Annotated in this window: 21 protein-coding genes; 1 reads left to right on the top strand and 20 read right to left on the bottom strand. The window is 27.0% G+C overall.

The window, feature by feature from the left end:
• Positions 1-173: 173 nt before the first annotated feature.
• The 5 genes from OW729_RS13625 to OW729_RS13605 form a co-directional block, all read right to left on the bottom strand.
• Positions 174-593, bottom strand: coding sequence for a type II secretion system protein (locus OW729_RS13625; protein ID WP_268062088.1), 420 nt, complete (start codon positions 591-593; stop codon positions 174-176).
• 20 nt (positions 594-613) lie between these two features.
• Positions 614-1,816 carry a type II secretion system F family protein gene (locus tag OW729_RS13620; RefSeq protein ID WP_268062087.1) on the bottom strand — a complete coding sequence of 401 codons (1,203 nt, stop codon included), beginning with the start codon at positions 1,814-1,816 and terminating at the stop codon, positions 614-616.
• The gene (locus tag OW729_RS13615; RefSeq protein ID WP_268062086.1) at positions 1,803-3,476 is read right to left on the bottom strand and encodes a GspE/PulE family protein; all 1,674 of its coding nucleotides are present in this window, start codon (positions 3,474-3,476) and stop codon (positions 1,803-1,805) included. The genes OW729_RS13620 and OW729_RS13615 overlap by 14 nt, the downstream gene beginning before the upstream one ends.
• A gap of 601 nt (positions 3,477-4,077) precedes the next feature.
• A complete protein-coding gene (gene dapF, locus OW729_RS13610) occupies positions 4,078-4,896 on the bottom strand; it encodes a diaminopimelate epimerase (RefSeq protein WP_268062084.1) in 819 nt (272 codons plus the stop codon).
• 337 nt (positions 4,897-5,233) lie between these two features.
• Positions 5,234-6,178 (bottom strand): transposase, encoded by a 945-nt coding sequence (locus OW729_RS13605; RefSeq protein WP_268062083.1) that lies wholly within the window; start codon positions 6,176-6,178, stop codon positions 5,234-5,236.
• 381 nt (positions 6,179-6,559) lie between these two features.
• Here OW729_RS13605 and OW729_RS13600 point away from each other — a divergent pair, with 381 nt between their 5' ends.
• Positions 6,560-8,290 carry an Rqc2 family fibronectin-binding protein gene (locus OW729_RS13600; protein ID WP_268062082.1) on the top strand — a complete coding sequence of 577 codons (1,731 nt, stop codon included), beginning with the start codon at positions 6,560-6,562 and terminating at the stop codon, positions 8,288-8,290.
• Positions 8,291-8,746: 456 nt separating this feature from the next.
• Here OW729_RS13600 and pyrR read toward each other — a convergent pair whose 3' ends face one another.
• From pyrR to OW729_RS13525, 15 genes are all read right to left on the bottom strand, one after another.
• Positions 8,747-9,283: a bifunctional pyr operon transcriptional regulator/uracil phosphoribosyltransferase PyrR gene (pyrR, locus tag OW729_RS13595; RefSeq protein WP_268062081.1), complete on the bottom strand. Its 537-nt coding sequence runs from the start codon at positions 9,281-9,283 to the stop codon at positions 8,747-8,749.
• A 23-nt stretch (positions 9,284-9,306) separates the two neighbouring features.
• Complete coding sequence (locus tag OW729_RS13590) at positions 9,307-10,215, bottom strand: RluA family pseudouridine synthase (protein WP_268062080.1); 909 nt, start codon at positions 10,213-10,215, stop codon at positions 9,307-9,309.
• The gene (gene lspA, locus OW729_RS13585; RefSeq protein WP_268062079.1) at positions 10,212-10,661 is read right to left on the bottom strand and encodes a signal peptidase II; all 450 of its coding nucleotides are present in this window, start codon (positions 10,659-10,661) and stop codon (positions 10,212-10,214) included. Before lspA ends, OW729_RS13590 begins: the two co-directional genes overlap by 4 nt.
• A 188-nt stretch (positions 10,662-10,849) precedes the next feature.
• Positions 10,850-11,473: a TraR/DksA C4-type zinc finger protein gene (locus tag OW729_RS13580; RefSeq protein WP_268062078.1), complete on the bottom strand. Its 624-nt coding sequence runs from the start codon at positions 11,471-11,473 to the stop codon at positions 10,850-10,852.
• 365 nt (positions 11,474-11,838) lie between these two features.
• Entirely contained in the window at positions 11,839-12,639 is an 801-nt protein-coding gene (gene aroF, locus OW729_RS13575) for a 3-deoxy-7-phosphoheptulonate synthase (RefSeq protein WP_268062076.1), read from the bottom strand.
• An 11-nt stretch (positions 12,640-12,650) separates the two neighbouring features.
• On the bottom strand, positions 12,651-13,343 hold the full coding sequence (locus OW729_RS13570) for a 5'-methylthioadenosine/adenosylhomocysteine nucleosidase (RefSeq protein WP_268062075.1): 693 nt from the start codon (positions 13,341-13,343) through the stop codon (positions 12,651-12,653).
• A 337-nt stretch (positions 13,344-13,680) separates the two neighbouring features.
• Positions 13,681-14,316: a DivIVA domain-containing protein gene (locus OW729_RS13565; RefSeq protein WP_268062074.1), complete on the bottom strand. Its 636-nt coding sequence runs from the start codon at positions 14,314-14,316 to the stop codon at positions 13,681-13,683.
• Between the two features lie 22 nt (positions 14,317-14,338).
• A complete protein-coding gene (locus tag OW729_RS13560; RefSeq protein ID WP_268062072.1) occupies positions 14,339-15,121 on the bottom strand; it encodes a YlmH family RNA-binding protein in 783 nt (260 codons plus the stop codon).
• A gap of 2 nt (positions 15,122-15,123) precedes the next feature.
• On the bottom strand, positions 15,124-15,393 hold the full coding sequence (locus tag OW729_RS13555; protein ID WP_268062071.1) for a YggT family protein: 270 nt from the start codon (positions 15,391-15,393) through the stop codon (positions 15,124-15,126).
• Between the two features lie 15 nt (positions 15,394-15,408).
• Positions 15,409-15,870: a cell division protein SepF gene (locus tag OW729_RS13550; protein WP_268062070.1), complete on the bottom strand. Its 462-nt coding sequence runs from the start codon at positions 15,868-15,870 to the stop codon at positions 15,409-15,411.
• Between the two features lie 11 nt (positions 15,871-15,881).
• Positions 15,882-16,547 (bottom strand): YggS family pyridoxal phosphate-dependent enzyme, encoded by a 666-nt coding sequence (locus OW729_RS13545; RefSeq protein ID WP_268062069.1) that lies wholly within the window; start codon positions 16,545-16,547, stop codon positions 15,882-15,884.
• A 31-nt stretch (positions 16,548-16,578) separates the two neighbouring features.
• On the bottom strand, positions 16,579-17,310 hold the full coding sequence (locus OW729_RS13540) for a DUF881 domain-containing protein (RefSeq protein ID WP_268062068.1): 732 nt from the start codon (positions 17,308-17,310) through the stop codon (positions 16,579-16,581).
• Positions 17,311-17,322: 12 nt separating this feature from the next.
• Complete coding sequence (locus OW729_RS13535) at positions 17,323-17,664, bottom strand: small basic family protein (protein ID WP_268062067.1); 342 nt, start codon at positions 17,662-17,664, stop codon at positions 17,323-17,325.
• 11 nt (positions 17,665-17,675) lie between these two features.
• A complete protein-coding gene (locus OW729_RS13530; protein ID WP_268062066.1) occupies positions 17,676-18,392 on the bottom strand; it encodes a DUF881 domain-containing protein in 717 nt (238 codons plus the stop codon).
• Between the two features lie 12 nt (positions 18,393-18,404).
• Positions 18,405-19,172 (bottom strand): cell division protein FtsQ/DivIB, encoded by a 768-nt coding sequence (locus tag OW729_RS13525; RefSeq protein ID WP_268062065.1) that lies wholly within the window; start codon positions 19,170-19,172, stop codon positions 18,405-18,407.
• Positions 19,173-19,270 lie beyond the last annotated feature (98 nt).

Here is a 19,270-nt window from a genome sequence, read left to right as displayed (position 1 = left end):
GTAAAATTATTCATAGGATAATACCGCCTTTCTTAATTTTTCTGTAGCAAGAAAATTATACTTCAAGGCTTGGTATTATCCACTATTTATTTTTTGGAAACTATAATATGGAAACCAATAAAGTTTTCTTTGTACAAAACTTAGGTAATTAATCATAATACATCCCTCACCACTCAAGTTGCAATAGTAGGATATATCTGTGAACCGGATTTTTCTTTAATTGCATAAGAATCATCTTTAACTTCCAATGTATATTCTTTTTTATCTACGATATAATTAATATCTATATTATCTTTACCACTATTTGCTACTGTGATATTTTCTATACCTACTAACTCCTTTGCTGCATCTTTTATCGAGTCCTCTGAATATACATCTGTAGATTCCATTCGACTTACAAATGCTGCTGTATATATCTGTCTTCCTGTATCTATAGCCTTTACTTTCAAGGCTTTTTCTCTATATCCATTAAATTTAGGCACTAAAAAACTACTTAAAACTAAAATCACAGCCATAACAACAATTAATTCAAGTATTGTGAATCCCTTTCTTTTTAATGTAAATCTCTTTCTTTTGAACATATTTACTTTCAATTTAAACTCCTCCTATCTCATCATATTGTTATTTCTACAGAATTCATAATATCTAAAATAGGAAAAACAAAATTTATTATAACAATAGTTATTATTCCAGCTAAAAATATCATAGTTATAGGTTCTATATATGTTGATAGCTTTCTTATAGCCTCTTTCATATTCTCTTCATATATTTCAGCTGCATTATCTAACATTCTTTCCATACTTCCTGTTTCTTCTCCAACCATTGTCATAGATATAAAAAAATCATTGAATAAATTAGTTTTTTCCAATGAAGTAGAAAAGTCAGCCCCTTCTCTTATCTCTACTATTAAATTTGTAATTTTTTCTTTATAGAAGCTTATTTTCAAATCTCTTTCTATTATTCTAAGAGCAGTAATTATAGGCACCCCACTACTTATAAGCATACTTAAATTTTTAATAAATCTTATTTGAAATAATTCTTTATAAAATTTTTTTATTATTGGCAATCTAAATCTAATATCATTAAATTTTTTATTTTTACGAACTTTAAATTTTAGCAATATTAATAGTGTTATCAATATTATTGCAAATACAATACTCCATTTACTTAAAATAAACTTCCTTATAGCAATAATTCTTCTAATTTCTTTGGTAATTGGTATATTATTTGTTGTTATATTATCAAGAATATTTGGCATTATCTTTGTAATAATAAATATAGTTATACATAAAGTTGTTGCTAAAACAATAGCTGGATAAATCATCAATGATTTTATTTTAGAAGAAGTACTATGCTCATTCATGTAGTATTTATATAAATTAAATAAAACTTTTTCTAAATTTCCACTTTGTTCACCTATCTTTATCATACTAATCATAAATTCTGGGAAAACGTTAGGAAATTTAGCTAAACCTTCTGAAAGAGTTTTACCTTTTTTTATATCATTTTTAACATCATTTATACTAATATTAATATCATTACTGAATTTTTGATTAGATAAAATATCTAATCCTTTGTTTAGATCAATACCTGATTTTAATATTTCATAAAGTTGTCTACAAAAAATCGCAATTTGTCTATGCCCTTTCTTGTGAAACACCCTTCTTAAACTACTCAAATAAGATAGTTTACACTCTAATATAAAATACCCCTTATTTCTCAATGATTTAATCACTTCTGTTTTTCCCATTGCATTATGTGTACCTTTTATTGTCTTGCCTTTTAAACTTATTGCCTTATATCTATACATTTTCATAAGTAATCTTCATCATCTCTCTTACAGTTGTAATTCCATCTAACACCATATTCTCACACTTATCTTTTAAAGAAACGGCTCCATTTTTTATACTATAATTTCTTAAATCAGCTGTAGATTTATTTTCACAAATTAATTTTCTAAGACCTGAATCAAGGTACATTATTTCAAAAACTGCTTTTCTCCCCTTATATCCTGTATTGCTACACTTTGAACAACCTTTTCCCCTAAACAACTTGTTACATGTATCATTTTTTAAAAAATCTAGTTCTTCCTGTTCAGGTATATATTCTTCTTTACAGTAAGGACAAATCTTTCTTATTAATCTTTGATATATTACAGCTACTAAGGCATCTCCTGCCAAATATACGGGTATATCCATGTTTATTAATCTTTCTACTGCAGTAAAAGCACTATTGGTATGTAGAGTCGAAAAAACCAAGTGCCCTGTGATAGCTGATCTAACCGCAATTTGAGCTGTTTCTTCATCTCTAATTTCTCCAACCATAATAACATCAGGATCTTGTCTGAGCACACTTCTTAACCCTTGAGCAAAATTTAATCCAGATTTATAATTTACATTGATTTGATTTATCCCATTTACTGTATACTCTACTGGATCTTCTATAGTTACTATGTTTCTTTCTTCAGAATTAATTTCATTGAGCATTGAATATAAAGTGGTAGTCTTTCCACTTCCAGTAGGTCCTGTAATAAGAATAATTCCACTTGAATTCCTTAGTATTTTCTTCATTAACATACACTCTTCATCACTTAAATCTAATAAACTTAAATCTATATTCTTGCTTCCTCTATATAAAATTCTTAAAACTAATTTTTCTCCATGAATTGTAGGAATAGACGATACTCTGAAGTCTATTTTTTCATCATTGATTTGAAAATTTATTTTCCCATCTTGGGGTAATAATTTCTTAGAAATATCCATTCCTGCTATTGTTTTTATTCTGCTACAAACTGCCGTATATACGTCTGATGGAATTTTACTTATTAACTTTAATACTCCATCAATTCTATAACGCACACTAACAAAATTCTCAAAAGGTTCTAAATGAATATCACTAGCTCTTTTATCAATAGCTCTGTATATGATAGAATTCGTCATTCTAACTATTGGAGAATCTGCAATATCATTATTAAAATCCTTACTTATTCTACTTAAAACTTTTGAACTTTCTTTACCACTTATTTTTAATGTTTTTAATGCCTCTTTCTCAATGCCCCTATTATAATAAGTTTCAATTGCATAGATTATTTTGTTTTTCCTCTCAATGTATGGAATAACATCTTTGTTTGTAATAAAACTTATATCATCTATAATAATCTCATTGAGAGGATCAACCATGGCAATAAACAAATTACTACCCTTTACCTTAAAAGGCATTACATTATATTTTCTAGCTATATCTTCTGGCAAAATTTTTATAACATCATTTTCTACATCTATATTGTCCAATTCTATACTGTCTATATTAAAATTATCTTTTAATATCTTGTACATTAAATATCTTTCTACATAATTATTTTCAACTAATATATGTAATAATTCTTCTTTCGTTTTATCTCTAGTTTGAAGAGCTCTATTGTAATCATCTAGATCAATCACCTTACGTTTAATTAAAGTATTTTTTAGCCTATCCATTAATAACAAACCTCGAATTATAAACATATTTTTCCATTAACTATTTACTACTATTTCCATATGGAAATTATTTAATCACTTTTAGGACAATAAAAAAGATATTATCCAAATTACTTTGAATAATATCTTTTTTATTAAATCTCACTACTAAATAATAGATACTAAATTGATTTTAATTTATACAATTTTTTGTCAAGTAGCTAGTTCTTTAATCACTAATTTTAGATCACTAGTTCTAGATGATCTATGAAATACTTTTATAAGTATTTTTACTATATAACTACATCTACCATCAACTATAGATTTATTTTAAAATCACAACTATCTAACTTCTCATCTGAAAACTTTTATAATTCTTTTATAGCACTTTTAATTCTATTAACAATTAGTAACTATTAATTAATAACTACCAATTAACTTATTAGAAATTAGTTTAGTAGTAACTAGAAATTACATTAATTAATACTACTATATGCACTAATAAAAAAATTTTTTACACAATATCATGTTCTAAATTTATGGTTCTGCAAATAAATCTTAAAGTTAAAATTATTTTTCTTTATCTATAGAAGTATAATCCTAGCATCTAATCACTTCAGTACTAATGAATTTCCCCTTTATATACCACTTCTGCTGGCCCTGTCATTAATACTTCTTCATCTTTAACCTCTACAACCAATTCTCCACCTGGAACAATTATTTTCATCTTTGATTCTGTATATCCTAAATAGTTAGCACATATAGCAGAAGCACAACTTCCTGTACCACAAGCCAAAGTAGGTCCTGCCCCTCTTTCCCAAGTTTTAACCTTTATTAAACCTTTATCTACAACCTGGCAGAAGTTTACATTCGTTTTATTTTTAAATAAAGGATGTTTTTCTATATATTTACCTTCTTCTACTTCATAACTTTCTATGTCTCCCATAACTACTGTATGAGGAACTCCCATAAGCATAGATGTAATTTTATATTCCTTATCATTAGCCACTATCTTCTTTTCTATAACATTTTCTTTAGAATCAGCTGCAAAATCCTCAGGTTTAAAAGAATATTTACCCATATTTATAGTGATTCCTTGTACTTTACTATCTTTTATACTTAAAAAGGCTGTTTTTATACCATCACCAGTTTCAATTTTTATAATCTCATTTGGTAGAATTCCTTCTTCATAAACATACTTAGCAAAACATCTTATTCCATTACCGCACATTTCAGCATAAGACCCATCTGCATTTATTATAACCATCTGTACATCAGCAATATCGCTTTTTCTAACTAATAATATACCATCTGCTCCTATTCCAAATCGTCTATTGCATAGTTTCTCTGCTATTTCACTTTCTTTTCCTACCAATTCATCATTAAAGTCCTCTATAACTACAAAATCATTTCCCGTTCCTTGCATTTTAGTAAAAATCATTTTTCTGCCCCCACTCTAATCATTATATTCTAATTATTTTAACTTATCATTATATTACTTTAATAGTATAGTATAGTCAACTAACTTTTTAGGGACGGTTAACTTATATTTTATTGATAAAATTCTCCTTACCTTTTATTATTTTTAATATCCTTTTATTTCTTAGCATCTATTTTTCTAATCATTTAGTTATTAAATTCAAATATAACTATTCTACAGCTCGTACATATTTATTTAGGAGACACCAAGTAAAGCCTTTTATGAAAACAAAAAATAAAAGACTATTTCGCCATTACTTTAAAATTTTCTCATTTAAAATTAAATAATTGTAAATATATTAAGTGCATACAATCTTTTTTGAATTACTATGTTCTATAATAAATTTATTTATTATATTTTTATACTTATCTTCTGTAGATATAAGTTCAACGCCTATAGAACAAAGCCTTGATACTGTCGATTGAGTTGTATTTCCTAAAACTTTACATATATCTTTACACCTATAGTTACAAAGCCCTCTCATTAAAAGTGCCGCTAATGCCTTTATTATTTTCGATTTTTTGTTATTTCTTACATAAAACATTATTTCATTTATCCCTGTTTCCTTTGAAATAAATTTCAATATTTTCTCTGGCTCAAAATTCCTTATTATTATTTTCCTTTCACTTCTATACTCTGTTTTTTCATCCTCAAATTCTATCTCCTTTTTTATTCTTTCATCATCACATATATACACTAATTTAGCATAACTATCTCTCGCTTTTTTTACATTATTACTAAAAAACTGCATTACAAATCCTTCCTCTAAAAGCCCTGTATCATCTTTTTCAAGCCCCAAATATACCCTTAAACTTGAGTATTTATATTTTTCTGGACAATATTCATATCCTTTTATACTTAATACATTATTATGAATATAAGCTGATAATACAATAAGATACCTTTGACTGTTCACTATTTTACTTTTAAATCTGTCTTGAAATAAATGCCCCTTTCTTTTATGAATTTTATTAAAAGTTGTTGCATACTTAAAATTCAATCCATGCATTATTTTTGATATATCAGCTCCATTTGAATCTATTATAAAATGTCCGTGATTAGTCATCAAACAGTATGCATATACTTTAAATCCATAAATTTTCTGATATTTTCTCATTTGTTTTAGATATATATTTTTATCTTTATCTTCCTTAAATAAAGCTACTTCTGTTATACTTCTTATCATTACATGATATATGGAATCTTCGGACTTTTCCCTTTTAGTTCTTGGCAATAAAAACACCTCATTTCATAATTATAGTTAATATCTGCATTGTTAACATAAAACAAGGTATTTATCCCTCTTTTCACTCTTTCTCCTCTTTCTATCTCTTTCTCTTTTTAGGGACGGTTAATTCTTTTGAGTTAACTTATATAACTATTTCTTATCGTTTTTATGGTAGTATTTAATTAATTATCATTGCCAACTTATAACCCCTTAATTTTAAACTAAAAGCTTATTTGAATTAACCGTCCCTTTTATTTCCCTAGTTAAAGTCTTGTTGATTATTATAGGTTTAGGTAATATACTATAAAGGTAATCGTAACAATTATGCTTATTATATTAGCGTAAAATCACTATATTTAAGAGATTATTATTTTCACACAAAGAAAGGATGATAAAATGGCATTAGACGGAATGTTTTTACACAGCATAGTACATGAATTAAATAATTCCATATTGAATGGTAAAATAGATAAAATAAATCAACCCGAAAAAGATGAAATAATATTTACTATACGTCAAGGAAGGAAAAATACGAAACTCCTAATTAGTGCAAGTGCTAACTATCCTAGAATCCATTTGACGAATCTGAACAAGACTAATCCCATTAAAGCTCCAATGTTTTGTATGGTTTTAAGAAAGTATTTAAGTAATTCCAGAATATTAGAAATAAATCAGATAAACAATGATAGATTGCTCATAATAAACTTAGAAAGCAGAGATGAACTTGGTTTTGATAGTATATACTCTTTAATTATTGAAATAATGGGAAGACATAGTAACATAACCTTAGTAAGGGGTAGAGATGGCATTATAATGGACAGCATTAAACATGTAACCCCTGATATGAATAGCTATAGAATTACTTTACCTGGTATTAAATATGTATATCCTCCAAAATCTAATAAGCTAAGTCCTCTTGAATTCAATCTAGAAGAGGCTAAAAAACAAATAATTGAGGGCGATATAGAATTAAATGAAAACATGTTTATGAATCTATTTACAGGTATAAGTAAAACTTTATCTAAAGAAATTGTATTTAATCTAAAATCTGATACTATTCCTATGGATTTAAATCATATTGACCAAATATTAAATTATAGTAAAAATATATTTGATAAGTTTTCTTCAAAGGATTTTCATTATTTTGCTTATAAAAAAAATAATTCATTAAAAGACTTTTATTGTATTGATCTAAAATCAATGCAAGATTATGATAAACTTATTTATGAATCTCCATCAAAACTATTAGAGAATTTTTACTATACTAAAGATAAACTAGATCGACTAAAAGCTAAAAGTTCTGACTTACACAAAATAGTTACTAACAATATAAATAGATGTGTAAAAAAGAACTCTATACTTAATAATACATTGAATGAATGTAAAGATAAAGAAAAGTATCAATTGTATGGTGAACTTTTAACAGCAAATATTTATGCTATTGAAAAAGGAATGAAAAAAGTAGAAGTTCTAAATTACTATAGTGAGAATGGTGAAAATATATTTATTAATTTAGATGAAAATAAAACACCATCGCAAAATATTCAAATATACTATAAAAAATACAATAAACTAAAAAAATCAGAAGAATCTGCCCATGAACAGTTAGACCAAAACGCTGACGAACTAAACTATCTTTATTCCGTTTTAACTAATATAGAAAATGCTTCTAATTATGATGAAATTAATGAGATAAAAAATGAATTAATTGAAACCGGATATATTAAATTTAAAAAATCTCGCAAAAATAATAAATCCAAAGCCTCAAAGCCTATGCATTTTGTATCTAGTGATGGCTTCGATATGTATGTTGGAAAAAATAATATTCAAAATGATTTTCTTACTTTAAAATTTGCAAATAAACATGATATATGGATGCACACTAAGGAAATACCTGGTTCTCACGTTATCATCAGAAACTCTGGTGAAATTCCTTATAGCACCTTGTTAGAAGGAGCTAATTTAGCTGCATATTATAGTAAAGGTCAGAATTCATCAAAAGTACCTGTAGATTACACAGAAGTTAAGAATGTAAAAAAACCTAATGGAGCAAAGCCAGGAATGGTGATTTATTCTACAAATCAAACTCTTTATATAACACCAGAAGAGCCTAATATTAATAAATAGTATTTATTTGGAAATTACCTATAGCTAGTTCAAATAACAACTACTTCAGCATAGCTTTTCAGCATTAAGATTAAGAAATTTTATACACTTAATTTTTATGAAAATTACAAAAACCTAACTACCTAGATTATATATCCTTAGTTTAGGATTATTCTTAAAATTATATAAAACTAATAAATTTTTAAAGCATAATCTAAAATAGAAACCTTTAGTATAAAGTAATCTTCACTAAAGGTTTCTTAATTACAAATTATTTGCTATTTTAGATTTTGTTTATTCTTCCGCTAATGATACCCCGCCCCTCAATAAGTTGGAGGCAGACTATTAATATTATGTCTTTGGATAAAAAAAGCTTAGTATAAAGCTATCTTAACATATTCAGATAAATAAATCCTTCATACAAAACATCAATTTTAATCCACTTCTAAACTTCAAATTAAATTTAAAGTTTCATGTTTAAACTTCATAAATTACCACTGAGTCTTCATCATCTATTTCTTTTACCTGAACACAAATTATTTCTTTTTTAGATGTAGGTACGTTTTTCCCTACATAATCTGCTCTTATTGGAAGTTCTCTATGTCCTCTGTCTACTAATACAGCTAATTGTATATTGGCAGGTCTGCCTTGATGGATAATAGCTTCCATAGCTGCTCTTGCAGTTCTTCCAGTATATAGCACATCATCTACCAATATTATTTTTTTGTCTTTAACACAAAGATCTATATTCTCATTATTTAATACAGCCTGCTCACTTAGTTCAGTTAAATCATCTCTATAAAGAGTAATATCTACTGATGAAACTTGAACTTGTTCTTCTTCAAATTCCTCTATAAGTTTAGCAATTCTTTTTGCTATAGGAACTCCTCTTCTTTGTATTCCTACTAGAACAACATCTTTTACCCCTTTATTTTTTTCAATAATTTCATGTGCTACTCTTTTTAAAGTTCTCTTTATAGCTTTATCATCTAATAGAATAGACTTAAATTCCATACTTATTTCCCCTCTCTTTAAAATTATTTACTTAATTTCTTTAAAACTTGATGAAAATAATCTGGGATTTCAGATTCAAATTCTATGTATTCTCCTTTAGAAGGATGAATAAATCCTAATTTTTTTGCATGGAGCATTTGTCCCTCCAAATTGAATTTTTGCTTTTTATACCCATAAACTGGGTCACCTACTAGAGGATGTCCAATATAAGCCATATGCACCCTTATTTGATGGGTTCTCCCTGTTTCTAAAATACACTTTATTAATGTATTTTTCTCAAATCTCTCTATCACCTCATAATGAGTAACTGCTCTTCTTCCACCATCTACAATAGCCATCTTTATTCTCTCTTTTGGATGTCTTCCTATAGGTTTATCTACTGTTCCTTTGTCTTCTTTAATTACCCCTTCAACTAAAGCAATATACTCTCTTTTCATAGAATGCTCTTTTAGTTGTTCAGCTAACTTTCTATGAGAATTATCATTTTTAGCTATAACTAATATACCTGAAGTATCCTTATCTATTCTATGAACTATTCCAGGTCTTATAACCCCATTTATTCCTGATAAATCTTTACAATGATATAAAAGCGCATTTACAAGAGTACCTGAATAATTTCCTGGAGCAGGATGTACAACCATCCCTTGATGTTTATTTATTACGATTACATCACTATCCTCATATAATATATCTAAGTCGATATTTTCAGGTTCCACTATAAGTTCTTCTAATTCTGGAATATCTACTGTTACCTTATCATTTCTTTTTAATTTATAATTTGATTTTTTTACTTTGTCATTTACCAAAACATTTTTATCTTCAATAATTTTCTGCAAATATGACCTAGACTTATCTTCAAAAACTTTAGATAAAAACAAATCCAATCTTAGGTTTTCATATATATTATCTATTATAAATTCTCTTAAATTCATACTTCTCCTTCCTTTAATATGTAAATGGCTAGAAGAATTGTTCCAAATACAACTAATATATCTGCAACATTAAAAGTTGGAAAATAATATTGTTCCTTATAATGAAGCATTATAAAATCAATTACATAATTATGTACTATTCTATCATATAAATTTCCAATAGCTCCACTTATAATAAAAGCAAAACTTATTTTTAGTAATTTAGATTTAGGTTTGTTTTTTATAAGATAATATACAACACCTAATAAAACTATAATAGTCACTAAAGTTAATAGTATTACCTTACCTTGAAATATCCCAAAAGCAGCACCTCTATTTTCTAAATATTGAAAAGTAAAAAAATTCTTTATGACTTCAATATCAGGTCCGCCTTTTAAAGTAGTTAAAGCCCAATTTTTAGCAACTCTATCCAGAAAAACACCTAAGATTACTACAAGAAAAATCATTCTATCCCCCCACTAATTCAGTTTACAATACATAGTTTATACCATTATTGTTATGCTCAATACTCCATCCTCTTCTCCATTTATATTGAAGGTATAATCTTATATTCTCCAATATAATGACATCTAAGCTTCATCTGAAGTTAAAAACTCCATCTGAAGCTTAGATGCTTATTTATTTTAAATCATTATCAGTCTGGTAATTGATTTTTATATTGATCATTACTTATTTTTTCTACTTCCTCAACATAGCCAATATCATCTTCGTCTTCGTATTCATAATCTCCATAATCATATACATTTTCCATCTTATTAAAATTTTCAACAGCTTGATAACTATCTTCTGCATCAAATTCTATACTCTTTTTGTAATCATTGTATCCATAGCCAAATGGTTTTCCTAAACTTTTTTCTTCAACTGGTCTATTATACATATCATCTAATCTTACAGGATTTATCTCTTTTTTACAATCTATACAATATTCTGTATAAGGTATAAAGTTTAATCTCTCCTCTGAAATATCTTTTCCACATCTAACACATTTGCCATATGTTCCATTTTCAACATTTTTCAATGCATTATCTATTTTATTCAAAATATCCATTTCATTCTTTTTTAAAGCAATTCCTTTCTCTTTGTCAAATAGTTCTGTGGCAGAATCAGAAGGATGATTATCATAAAAAGATAATTCTTGAGCCATTTCATTATTTGAATTTATAACTTCGTTTTTCTTCATAGTATCAAGAAGAGTTTCTACTTCTTTTTTTTCTTGAATAAGCTTGTTTTTATAACTTAAAATCTTATTTTTATCCATAAATAACAGCTCCTTTAACATTTAAAGAACTTATAATTAAATCTATTGAGTCTATTATTTATTTTTTCTAAAGATTAGATTTTTATAACCTATAAAAAATTTTATTTAAGATTCTGTTTTAAAAGAGTGTTGTTTTTTACACTGTTTTAAAACTTCCTTTAGTAGTCCTAATGCTATGTTTTTAAATTGTTGAGCTCATTATAATGAAAATCTATAATTCTTATTTAGTTTAAGTAATTGAGTGTTAAGAAATTTCATTGTTTGCGCTATGTGAGTTATGAAATTTTAGTGATATTACTTAAACTAAATTTAGAATTATTCTTGAATTTATAGGAAATCAACAATTTATTAAAACATAGCTTTATTTAAAAATAGGTAGTAAACTTATTTACATCTTCTATAATTTTAGAAAGCTCTTTTATTGATATTGTTTGTCTAGCATCTGATATAGCTTTTTCCGGGCATATATGACTTTCTATTTCAAGTCCATCTGCTCCTGCACAAATCGCTGTGAGAGCCATTGGTGAAACTAACTCTGATAGTCCAGTTCCATGACTCGGATCTACAAGAACAGGTAATCTAAACTTTTGTTTTATTACTGCTACAGAATTTAAATCTAAAGTATTTCTTGTATATGTTTCAAAGGTTCTTATTCCTCTTTCACATAAAATTACATTTAAATTTCCTTCAGCCATAATATACTCTGCTGCATATATCCATTCTTCCAAAGTTGCACTCATTCCTCTTTTTAACAAAATAGGTGCGTTAGTTTTACCAACTTCTTTTAAAAGACTATAATTATACATATTTCTTGAGCCTATTTGAATAACATCAATATAATTTAAAGCTTTTTCCACATCTCTTGTATCCATAATTTCACTAACTAAAGGCATATCAACTATTTTGCCAACTTCATTCATTATTTTAAGCCCTTCGTCTTCAAGTCCTTGAAAACTATAAGGAGAAGTTCTTGGTTTATAAGCTCCTCCTCTTAGCATGTGTACTCCAAGCTTTTTTAATTCCTTAGCAATAGAAAGTAAATCTTCATAGCTTTCTACAGCACAAGGACCAGAAATAATTATTTTCTCATCTCCACCTACGATTATATTCCCTACCTTTACTTTTATGGGTTTTCCACTTTCTTTATCTGATAGTAAATTTTTCATTTATTTATCACCTACATAGATTCTAACATACTCTTTAAAATGTTTGTAGAATTTTTTACAGCAATAGGTATAAATTTTTGATAATCTATATGAGCACCATTACTTGCATTGTCAGATATTGATCTTATTATAACAAAAGGAATGTGATTTAAATGACATACATGAGCTATGCTTGCACCTTCCATTTCACAACTTATAGCATTAAACTCATCTTTAAGCCATTCTATCTTTTCTATACTCGCAATAAATTGATCTCCTGATACTATTCTTCCCACAAAACTATTACAACTTGTATTTTTCTCACAAGCATTTTTTGCAAGTTTAATTAAATCCTCATCACATTTAAAATCAAAAACTTCTAATCTAGGAATTTGTCCAAGCTTATCACCAAAAACTGAAGTATCTACATCATGTTGTACTAAAGTATCTGCAATAACTACATCTCCTGGATATATATCTTCTCCCATCCCACCTGCTACACCTACATTAATTATTTTATCAGCTTTATAGTCATCTATTAATATTTGGGCACATACTGCAGCATTAACTTTCCCTATACCACTTCTTACAACTACTACATCATTTCCCCATAATTTACCTGAATTAAATTTCATACTTGCTTTCTCATCTATTGTTTTTATCTCAATATTTTTTAATAATATTTCTACTTCCTCATCCATTGCACCAATAATACCTATAATCATGTTTTTTCTCCTTTCATAAACACACATTTGATAAACAGGCTTTTTGAGTTTTGCCCCTTAGAAGTCGTTATTCAGAACCGTAGCATCCTTTACTCCCATTTTAAAGAAAATGGAAGTATTAGAATGAATAGACATCATATAAAATATTTACACGCTTATATAAGAATACAGTATTAATTTTTTATTGTCAATAATACAGAAACTTAGCTATCAATAGGTTTCTAACCCTCAACATGACTTTAATTTTATCTGAATTTTTTCAAACCTATTATCACGAATTTGACCTTTCTTGAATACCTATAAATTAAAAAATCTCACTCATAGAGTGAGAAATGTTTTATTCTACTTTATTAGCAAAAAAACTTTTAATTAAATCTAAGTCATTTTCAGTATATTCATCCACTTCTTTTTGTTTTGAATCTACTTTTTCTTCTTTTATATTTTCAGGTATATTCTCTATTTCTTTTGGTTGTAACTCTTCTCTTCTTGTATCAACAACTTCTCCTACATTGTAATTTCTAAGAAAGTCTTTCTCTAAACTTTCAAAAGTATCAAATTGGGTATTCATAAAATTCTTATACTTAGTTCTAAATTTCACAAATTCTTGCTTTAATTTTTCGTAATCATCATTGATTTTCACAACATCATTATGAGCTTTATCAATTATTCTTTGTGCAGAATCATTAGCCCTTTTTATAATTAAATCTGCCTCACTTTGAGCAGTCTGTCTTGCTTGTTCTGCAGCATTTTGAGCTAGTATAAGTGTATTTTGGATGGTTGTCTCTATTTTACTATAATGAGTTACCTTTTCTTCCATTAACTCTATTTTTTCTTTTAATCCTGAATTTTCTTTATACAACACTTCATAATCTTCAGAAAGCTTGTCTAAAAATTCATCTACCTCTTCACAATCATAGCCTCTTAAGGATTTTTTAAATTCTTTGTTGTTTATATCCATTGATGTTATAACCAAACTAATCACCTCATACTCATACTTATATATATTTTTTTATCTTTACTTTAAATCTATCTTTCTGAGTTTTACCTACATTTTCTAATATTTTAAATTTACCATACCCTCTTACAGTGATAACCACTCCTTCATTTAATAATCGATCTTTATTATCTACTTTGTGGTAGTCTAAAAGAACTTTTCCTTTTTTTATAAACTCTACAGAAGCATTTCTTGAAATACCACATAAAGCTGCAATTACACAATCAATTCTTCTAGAAGTAGTAATTATTGTTTTTTCTAAAAACTTATATTCAGGTATTATATCTTCATTTAAATCTAATATATGTACAGAACATGGGCACTTGCCTATTTTATCTAAATTTTCTATCACATAACTACAAATGTCATTAGAAACTGGTACATAACAAGTATCATCATGAACAATTAAATCTCCAAATTTCCCTCTTTTCACTCCCAATGCCATTAATGCACCTAAATAATCAGAATGTTCCAAATTAGAAAAAGAAGACTTATTATTAATCTTTATTAGATTTAAAGGATAGTTGAATACATAATCTTGACCTTCGTCAATTAAAATGGAAATCATTCTTCTCTCACTGTCTCGGAACACACCAAAAGTTCCTATTTCACAATTTAATGAATGACTAATGTTTTGCAATGATTTCCATATTGTAGGTGGATAAAATTCATTCAAATATATATTATTATTAATTTTGTTTGAAAGAAGAACTTTATCATATATATTTGATAAAAGTGTTTTATCCTCACAATCTACACTTTTAATGAATTCTTTTTTATTCATAATTATAACATTCCTAGTATTGTCATTACTATAGTTCTTAATAACCAAATTATAGCTAACCCTAATATAGGAGATAAATCAAGTGGTGATCCTGGCATTAAATTTTCTTGTATTTTTCTTCCAGGCGCTAAAAATGGTTCAGTAAAAGTATGTATTATATCTGTTAACTTATTACTACCTCTATAAACCCATGAAAGAATTACATCTATTATTAAAAATAGTTCTAATACTTGAAACAATAAATTAAACGCGCTTCTAAGAACAAGTATCATTACATCCTCCAAATTTTATTTTACCCAATTCATTAAACCTTTGCTGGATAATTCATTTTTTAGTTCATTAGATACTTCTACATTTGATGGTGATAATATATATACACCTCTCTCTACTTCTTCTAAAGAACCTGATAAAGCATAACTAGCTCCAGCCATAAAATCTAAAAGCCTTTGAGCAACTTTATTTTCTAAACTTGTCATATTTACAACTATAATTTTTCTACTTTTTAAGTTATCACAAATTTCGATTGCTTCATCATAGTTAGCTGGTTTTAATATCATAATTTTTGTAGATGCGGATGTATGAATATTTACAACTTTATTATTTTGTCCTTTATGCTTAGATGAAGTAAAAATGTTGTCTATTTCTTCCTCTTCTTCAACTTTAGCTTCATTTTCTAATTCTTCTATTTCATCTATTTCCTCTTCTAATCCTAAAAAGCCCATCACTTTGTTCATCATTTTTCCAGACATTTTTCTACCTCCTAATTATTATTATAAATTCTTTTACCAAATATACCTTCTCCGATTCTTACCATATTAGCACCTTCGGAAATAGCTATTTTATAATCACCAGTCATACCCATCGAAAGATATTCCATATTAATATTATTATACTGCTTTTTAGACAAATCATCATATATTTTTTTCATTTGTTTAAAATATTTTCGGCAACTTTCTTCATCACCTTTAGGTATTACTGTCATAAGCCCTTTAACTTTTACATTTTCACATCTTTCACAAGCTTCTATAAGTTTTTCTAAATCTTCTTTCATGATTCCTGATTTATTTGGATCTTTTCCTATATTAATTTGAATCAAAACATTAGCAATTTGATTATTAGCTTTAAATCTTTTTTCAATTTCTTCTAAAAGGGCTATGCTGTCTAACGAATGTATTAAAAATACCTTACCCACAATATATTTAACTTTATTTTTCTGAAGATGACCTATTAAATGCCACCTTACATCAGAATGAAAGTTTTCAAATTTATTTACAAGCTCTTGAACCTTGTTTTCTCCAAAATCTCTTATTTCAACTTGATAAACTTTCTCCATTTCTTCAATAGTTCTAGTTTTTGAAACAGCGATTAAAGTAACATCTTTAGGTATTTCGTTTTTAATTTTACTAATATTTTCTGTCACATTCAACCTTATCGACCCCTTTTACCCATTGTCATGGTTACTTTTTAATTTCTTTCATATATTTATATTCATCTTCTTTACCCTTTGACAAAATTTGTACTTTCTCTTCTTTAGTAATAGTTGCATTTATTCCTCTAAGGTGTAAAAAAGTTAAATATCCAACATCAGATGTAAGATAACTATATATTGATTCACTATCTCCTATTACTTTTATGGTGAAAGGAGAAAATATTTTAACTTTATCCAATTCTATAAATGGCCCCCAACAAAATATATCAGAGCTATCAGTTATCCTTTCATCATTTATAGAAATAACTTCTCCTCCTGAATATTTAATTTCATTAATTAAATTCATTATATCTGTGTCATGTATAATTAATGATTTTTGGTCTACAGGATCATCAGCATTTTGTGTTGTACTAAATCCTACATCTTGAAGTTTAATTATAACTCCTTTACCTTCTAAATCCACATTACCTAAAGACATTTCATTATTAAATAATTCATTTTCCATTTCTTTTGTAACTGCAGATTTATCATCCTGATTTTTAATATATTTGCTAAGCTTTTTATTTTGTTCATTATACTTTGACCTTAATGCTGAAATGTCTCTATTTAGTTTATTTATGTAATCGTAAGCTTCTTGATACTCTGCAGGAGTTAAAAATACTTTATTATTAACTTTTCTAAAATTTATGTTTAATGAAATTAATATTCCTATTATTATAGAAGCTATAAAAACAAATATGGTTGCTTCGTTAGTTTTCATTTAATCACCTCATCACTGATGTGATCTTGCTTTTTCAAGTAAAAGTCTTCTTATTGCCGCAAAATTATTAAATATTCTTTCTCCAAATACAATAACCGCAGCTAAATATATAGGCATCCCTAATTTATCACCAAGGTATGTTAAAGCTACAGCTAAAACAGCATTTCCAAAAAAACCTGATATAAAAATATCTGTTCTATATTTCTTATCTATAGAAGCTTTAATAGCTCCAAAAACAGAATCTAAACATGCAAATATTGCAACTGAAAGATATGGTGAAAATCTAACTGGAATATTTATATTCCAGAAAAACCCTATAACTACCCCAATTAACAATCCAATGAATATTACCATCTAAAACACCTCTAGTCTTTTTTTATAGGCTTAGCGTACTCAAATTGCACACTTTTATTGTATTTAGGTATTTGTATATCGTCTTTAAACTCATATTTTATGTCACATCCTTGAAATCCGGAATCTATGGCACCTGGAAACTCTAAACCAGCTTTTAGTTTTGCTTTATTTCCTATAGCCTTAATTGTAATTCTCTTATAAGGCGATATCCTTTCCTCATTTACAGTAATGTAATTACTAGCATTTCTTATGGCTGTTCTTGCATTTATTCTTATATCATTTACTGATATAGCTTCAGCATCAGATGCATTTAACTCATTTATTATTTTAAGTAAATCACTGTCTACTATGGCTGGTGATTCTACTTTAGTATTAAATAAAGCACTTTGGGGTGTTATATATATTACAACTCCCTCTCCTTGAACATCTACACTACCAGTAAGAATTCTGCTATTCTCTAATTTTTTAACTATTTCTTTTGTCATAGTGTCATTACTAGATGCTGCATTCTCGTAATTCTTTACTTGAGATTGAAGTTCATCTATTTTTTTTTGCATACTTTCTTTTTGTTTTTTTAGCTGCTCTGTTTCTAATGTAATTTGTGCTACATTTGTATCCTTTGTAATAGTTTTTTGTTGCCTACTAATTGCTTTTAACTGATAAGTTATAGTGAAACCTAATAATATACAAACTGCACCTACAGCTAACTTTGAACCTATCTTTTTCATAAGTAAAGCCTCCTAGCCTTCAACTAAAAATACTGGACTTCCCTTAAAGCTTACATCTATATATCCTTTTTTATTTATTAGATTATTCTCTACTAAAATGTTTATTGCTTTGTTTAGTTTTTCCCTTAAATTTTCACTTGTCCCAATTTTAACTAAAATATTTTTGTAATATACTTTTATATCAGTTATATCAGTTATATCCACCATTGACGGTTCTGGAACATCTTTTTTTAAATTATCTATAAGTTCTGTAATTTGACCTATAATTTCAATTTTTCTTGGCTCAGTTTTGTCTAAAACCTTACCAAGTTCATAATCCTTTTTTTTGAATCCCTCTAATCTTAATAGTTTCATCCCACTAATAGAATTCTTCTCTTCTAGAACAATTCCTTCTTTATCAATGACTAAACACTTATTATCTTGCATTACATAAAATACTGCTTCTCTTTCTTTAACATCTATTGTAATTTTATTTGGCATTTTTCTTTTTATATTAACATCCAATATGTATGGATTCGATAGTACATTTTCTTTACTCTTTTTTAAATTTAAATAAAAAATATTATCTCCTATATTAATCTGCGAGAGCTTTGTTATATTGGGAGAAGTTATATTTCTATTATTTAAAACCTCTATATGTTTAATACTAAAATAGGGTAATTTCAAGCATAAAGTAATTACTACAGCAACTAAAATTACAAAAATGCCTATATACCTTTTTATCTTTATTTTTTTCCTTCTTCTCTCTATTAATTCATTAGAATTTTTACCTTCAGACATCTTTTCCCTCTCTGTCATAAAATAATTATTATATCTATATAATAGCACATAATATGTTATGATTAAACTTATTTAATAATTTTTTTAATTAAATTAAT

It is taken from the genome of Clostridium brassicae (assembly GCF_026738875.1).
Taxonomy (GTDB): Bacteria; Bacillota; Clostridia; order Clostridiales; family Clostridiaceae; genus Clostridium_H; species Clostridium_H brassicae.
The sequence above is the reverse complement of the archived record's forward strand: the minus strand, read 5'-3'. Positions and strand labels throughout refer to the sequence as shown.

Excerpts from the sequence above, each read along its gene's own strand:
- OW729_RS13620 (WP_268062087.1), bottom strand. The coding sequence starts at position 1,816 with ATGAAAATGTATAGATATAAGGCAATAAGTTTAAAAGGCAAGACAATA.
- OW729_RS13615 (WP_268062086.1), bottom strand. The coding sequence starts at position 3,476 with ATGGATAGGCTAAAAAATACTTTAATTAAACGTAAGGTGATTGATCTA.
- dapF (WP_268062084.1), bottom strand. The coding sequence starts at position 4,896 with ATGATTTTTACTAAAATGCAAGGAACGGGAAATGATTTTGTAGTTATA.
- OW729_RS13600 (WP_268062082.1), top strand. The coding sequence starts at position 6,560 with ATGGCATTAGACGGAATGTTTTTACACAGCATAGTACATGAATTAAAT.
- pyrR (WP_268062081.1), bottom strand. The coding sequence starts at position 9,283 with ATGGAATTTAAGTCTATTCTATTAGATGATAAAGCTATAAAGAGAACT.
- OW729_RS13590 (WP_268062080.1), bottom strand. The coding sequence starts at position 10,215 with ATGAATTTAAGAGAATTTATAATAGATAATATATATGAAAACCTAAGA.
- lspA (WP_268062079.1), bottom strand. The coding sequence starts at position 10,661 with ATGATTTTTCTTGTAGTAATCTTAGGTGTTTTTCTGGATAGAGTTGCT.
- OW729_RS13580 (WP_268062078.1), bottom strand. The coding sequence starts at position 11,473 with ATGGATAAAAATAAGATTTTAAGTTATAAAAACAAGCTTATTCAAGAA.
- aroF (WP_268062076.1), bottom strand. The coding sequence starts at position 12,639 with ATGAAAAATTTACTATCAGATAAAGAAAGTGGAAAACCCATAAAAGTA.
- OW729_RS13570 (WP_268062075.1), bottom strand. The coding sequence starts at position 13,343 with ATGATTATAGGTATTATTGGTGCAATGGATGAGGAAGTAGAAATATTA.
- OW729_RS13560 (WP_268062072.1), bottom strand. The coding sequence starts at position 15,121 with ATGAATAAAAAAGAATTCATTAAAAGTGTAGATTGTGAGGATAAAACA.
- OW729_RS13555 (WP_268062071.1), bottom strand. The coding sequence starts at position 15,393 with ATGATACTTGTTCTTAGAAGCGCGTTTAATTTATTGTTTCAAGTATTA.
- OW729_RS13550 (WP_268062070.1), bottom strand. The coding sequence starts at position 15,870 with ATGTCTGGAAAAATGATGAACAAAGTGATGGGCTTTTTAGGATTAGAA.
- OW729_RS13540 (WP_268062068.1), bottom strand. The coding sequence starts at position 17,310 with ATGAAAACTAACGAAGCAACCATATTTGTTTTTATAGCTTCTATAATA.
- OW729_RS13535 (WP_268062067.1), bottom strand. The coding sequence starts at position 17,664 with ATGGTAATATTCATTGGATTGTTAATTGGGGTAGTTATAGGGTTTTTC.
- OW729_RS13530 (WP_268062066.1), bottom strand. The coding sequence starts at position 18,392 with ATGAAAAAGATAGGTTCAAAGTTAGCTGTAGGTGCAGTTTGTATATTA.
- OW729_RS13525 (WP_268062065.1), bottom strand. The coding sequence starts at position 19,172 with ATGTCTGAAGGTAAAAATTCTAATGAATTAATAGAGAGAAGAAGGAAA.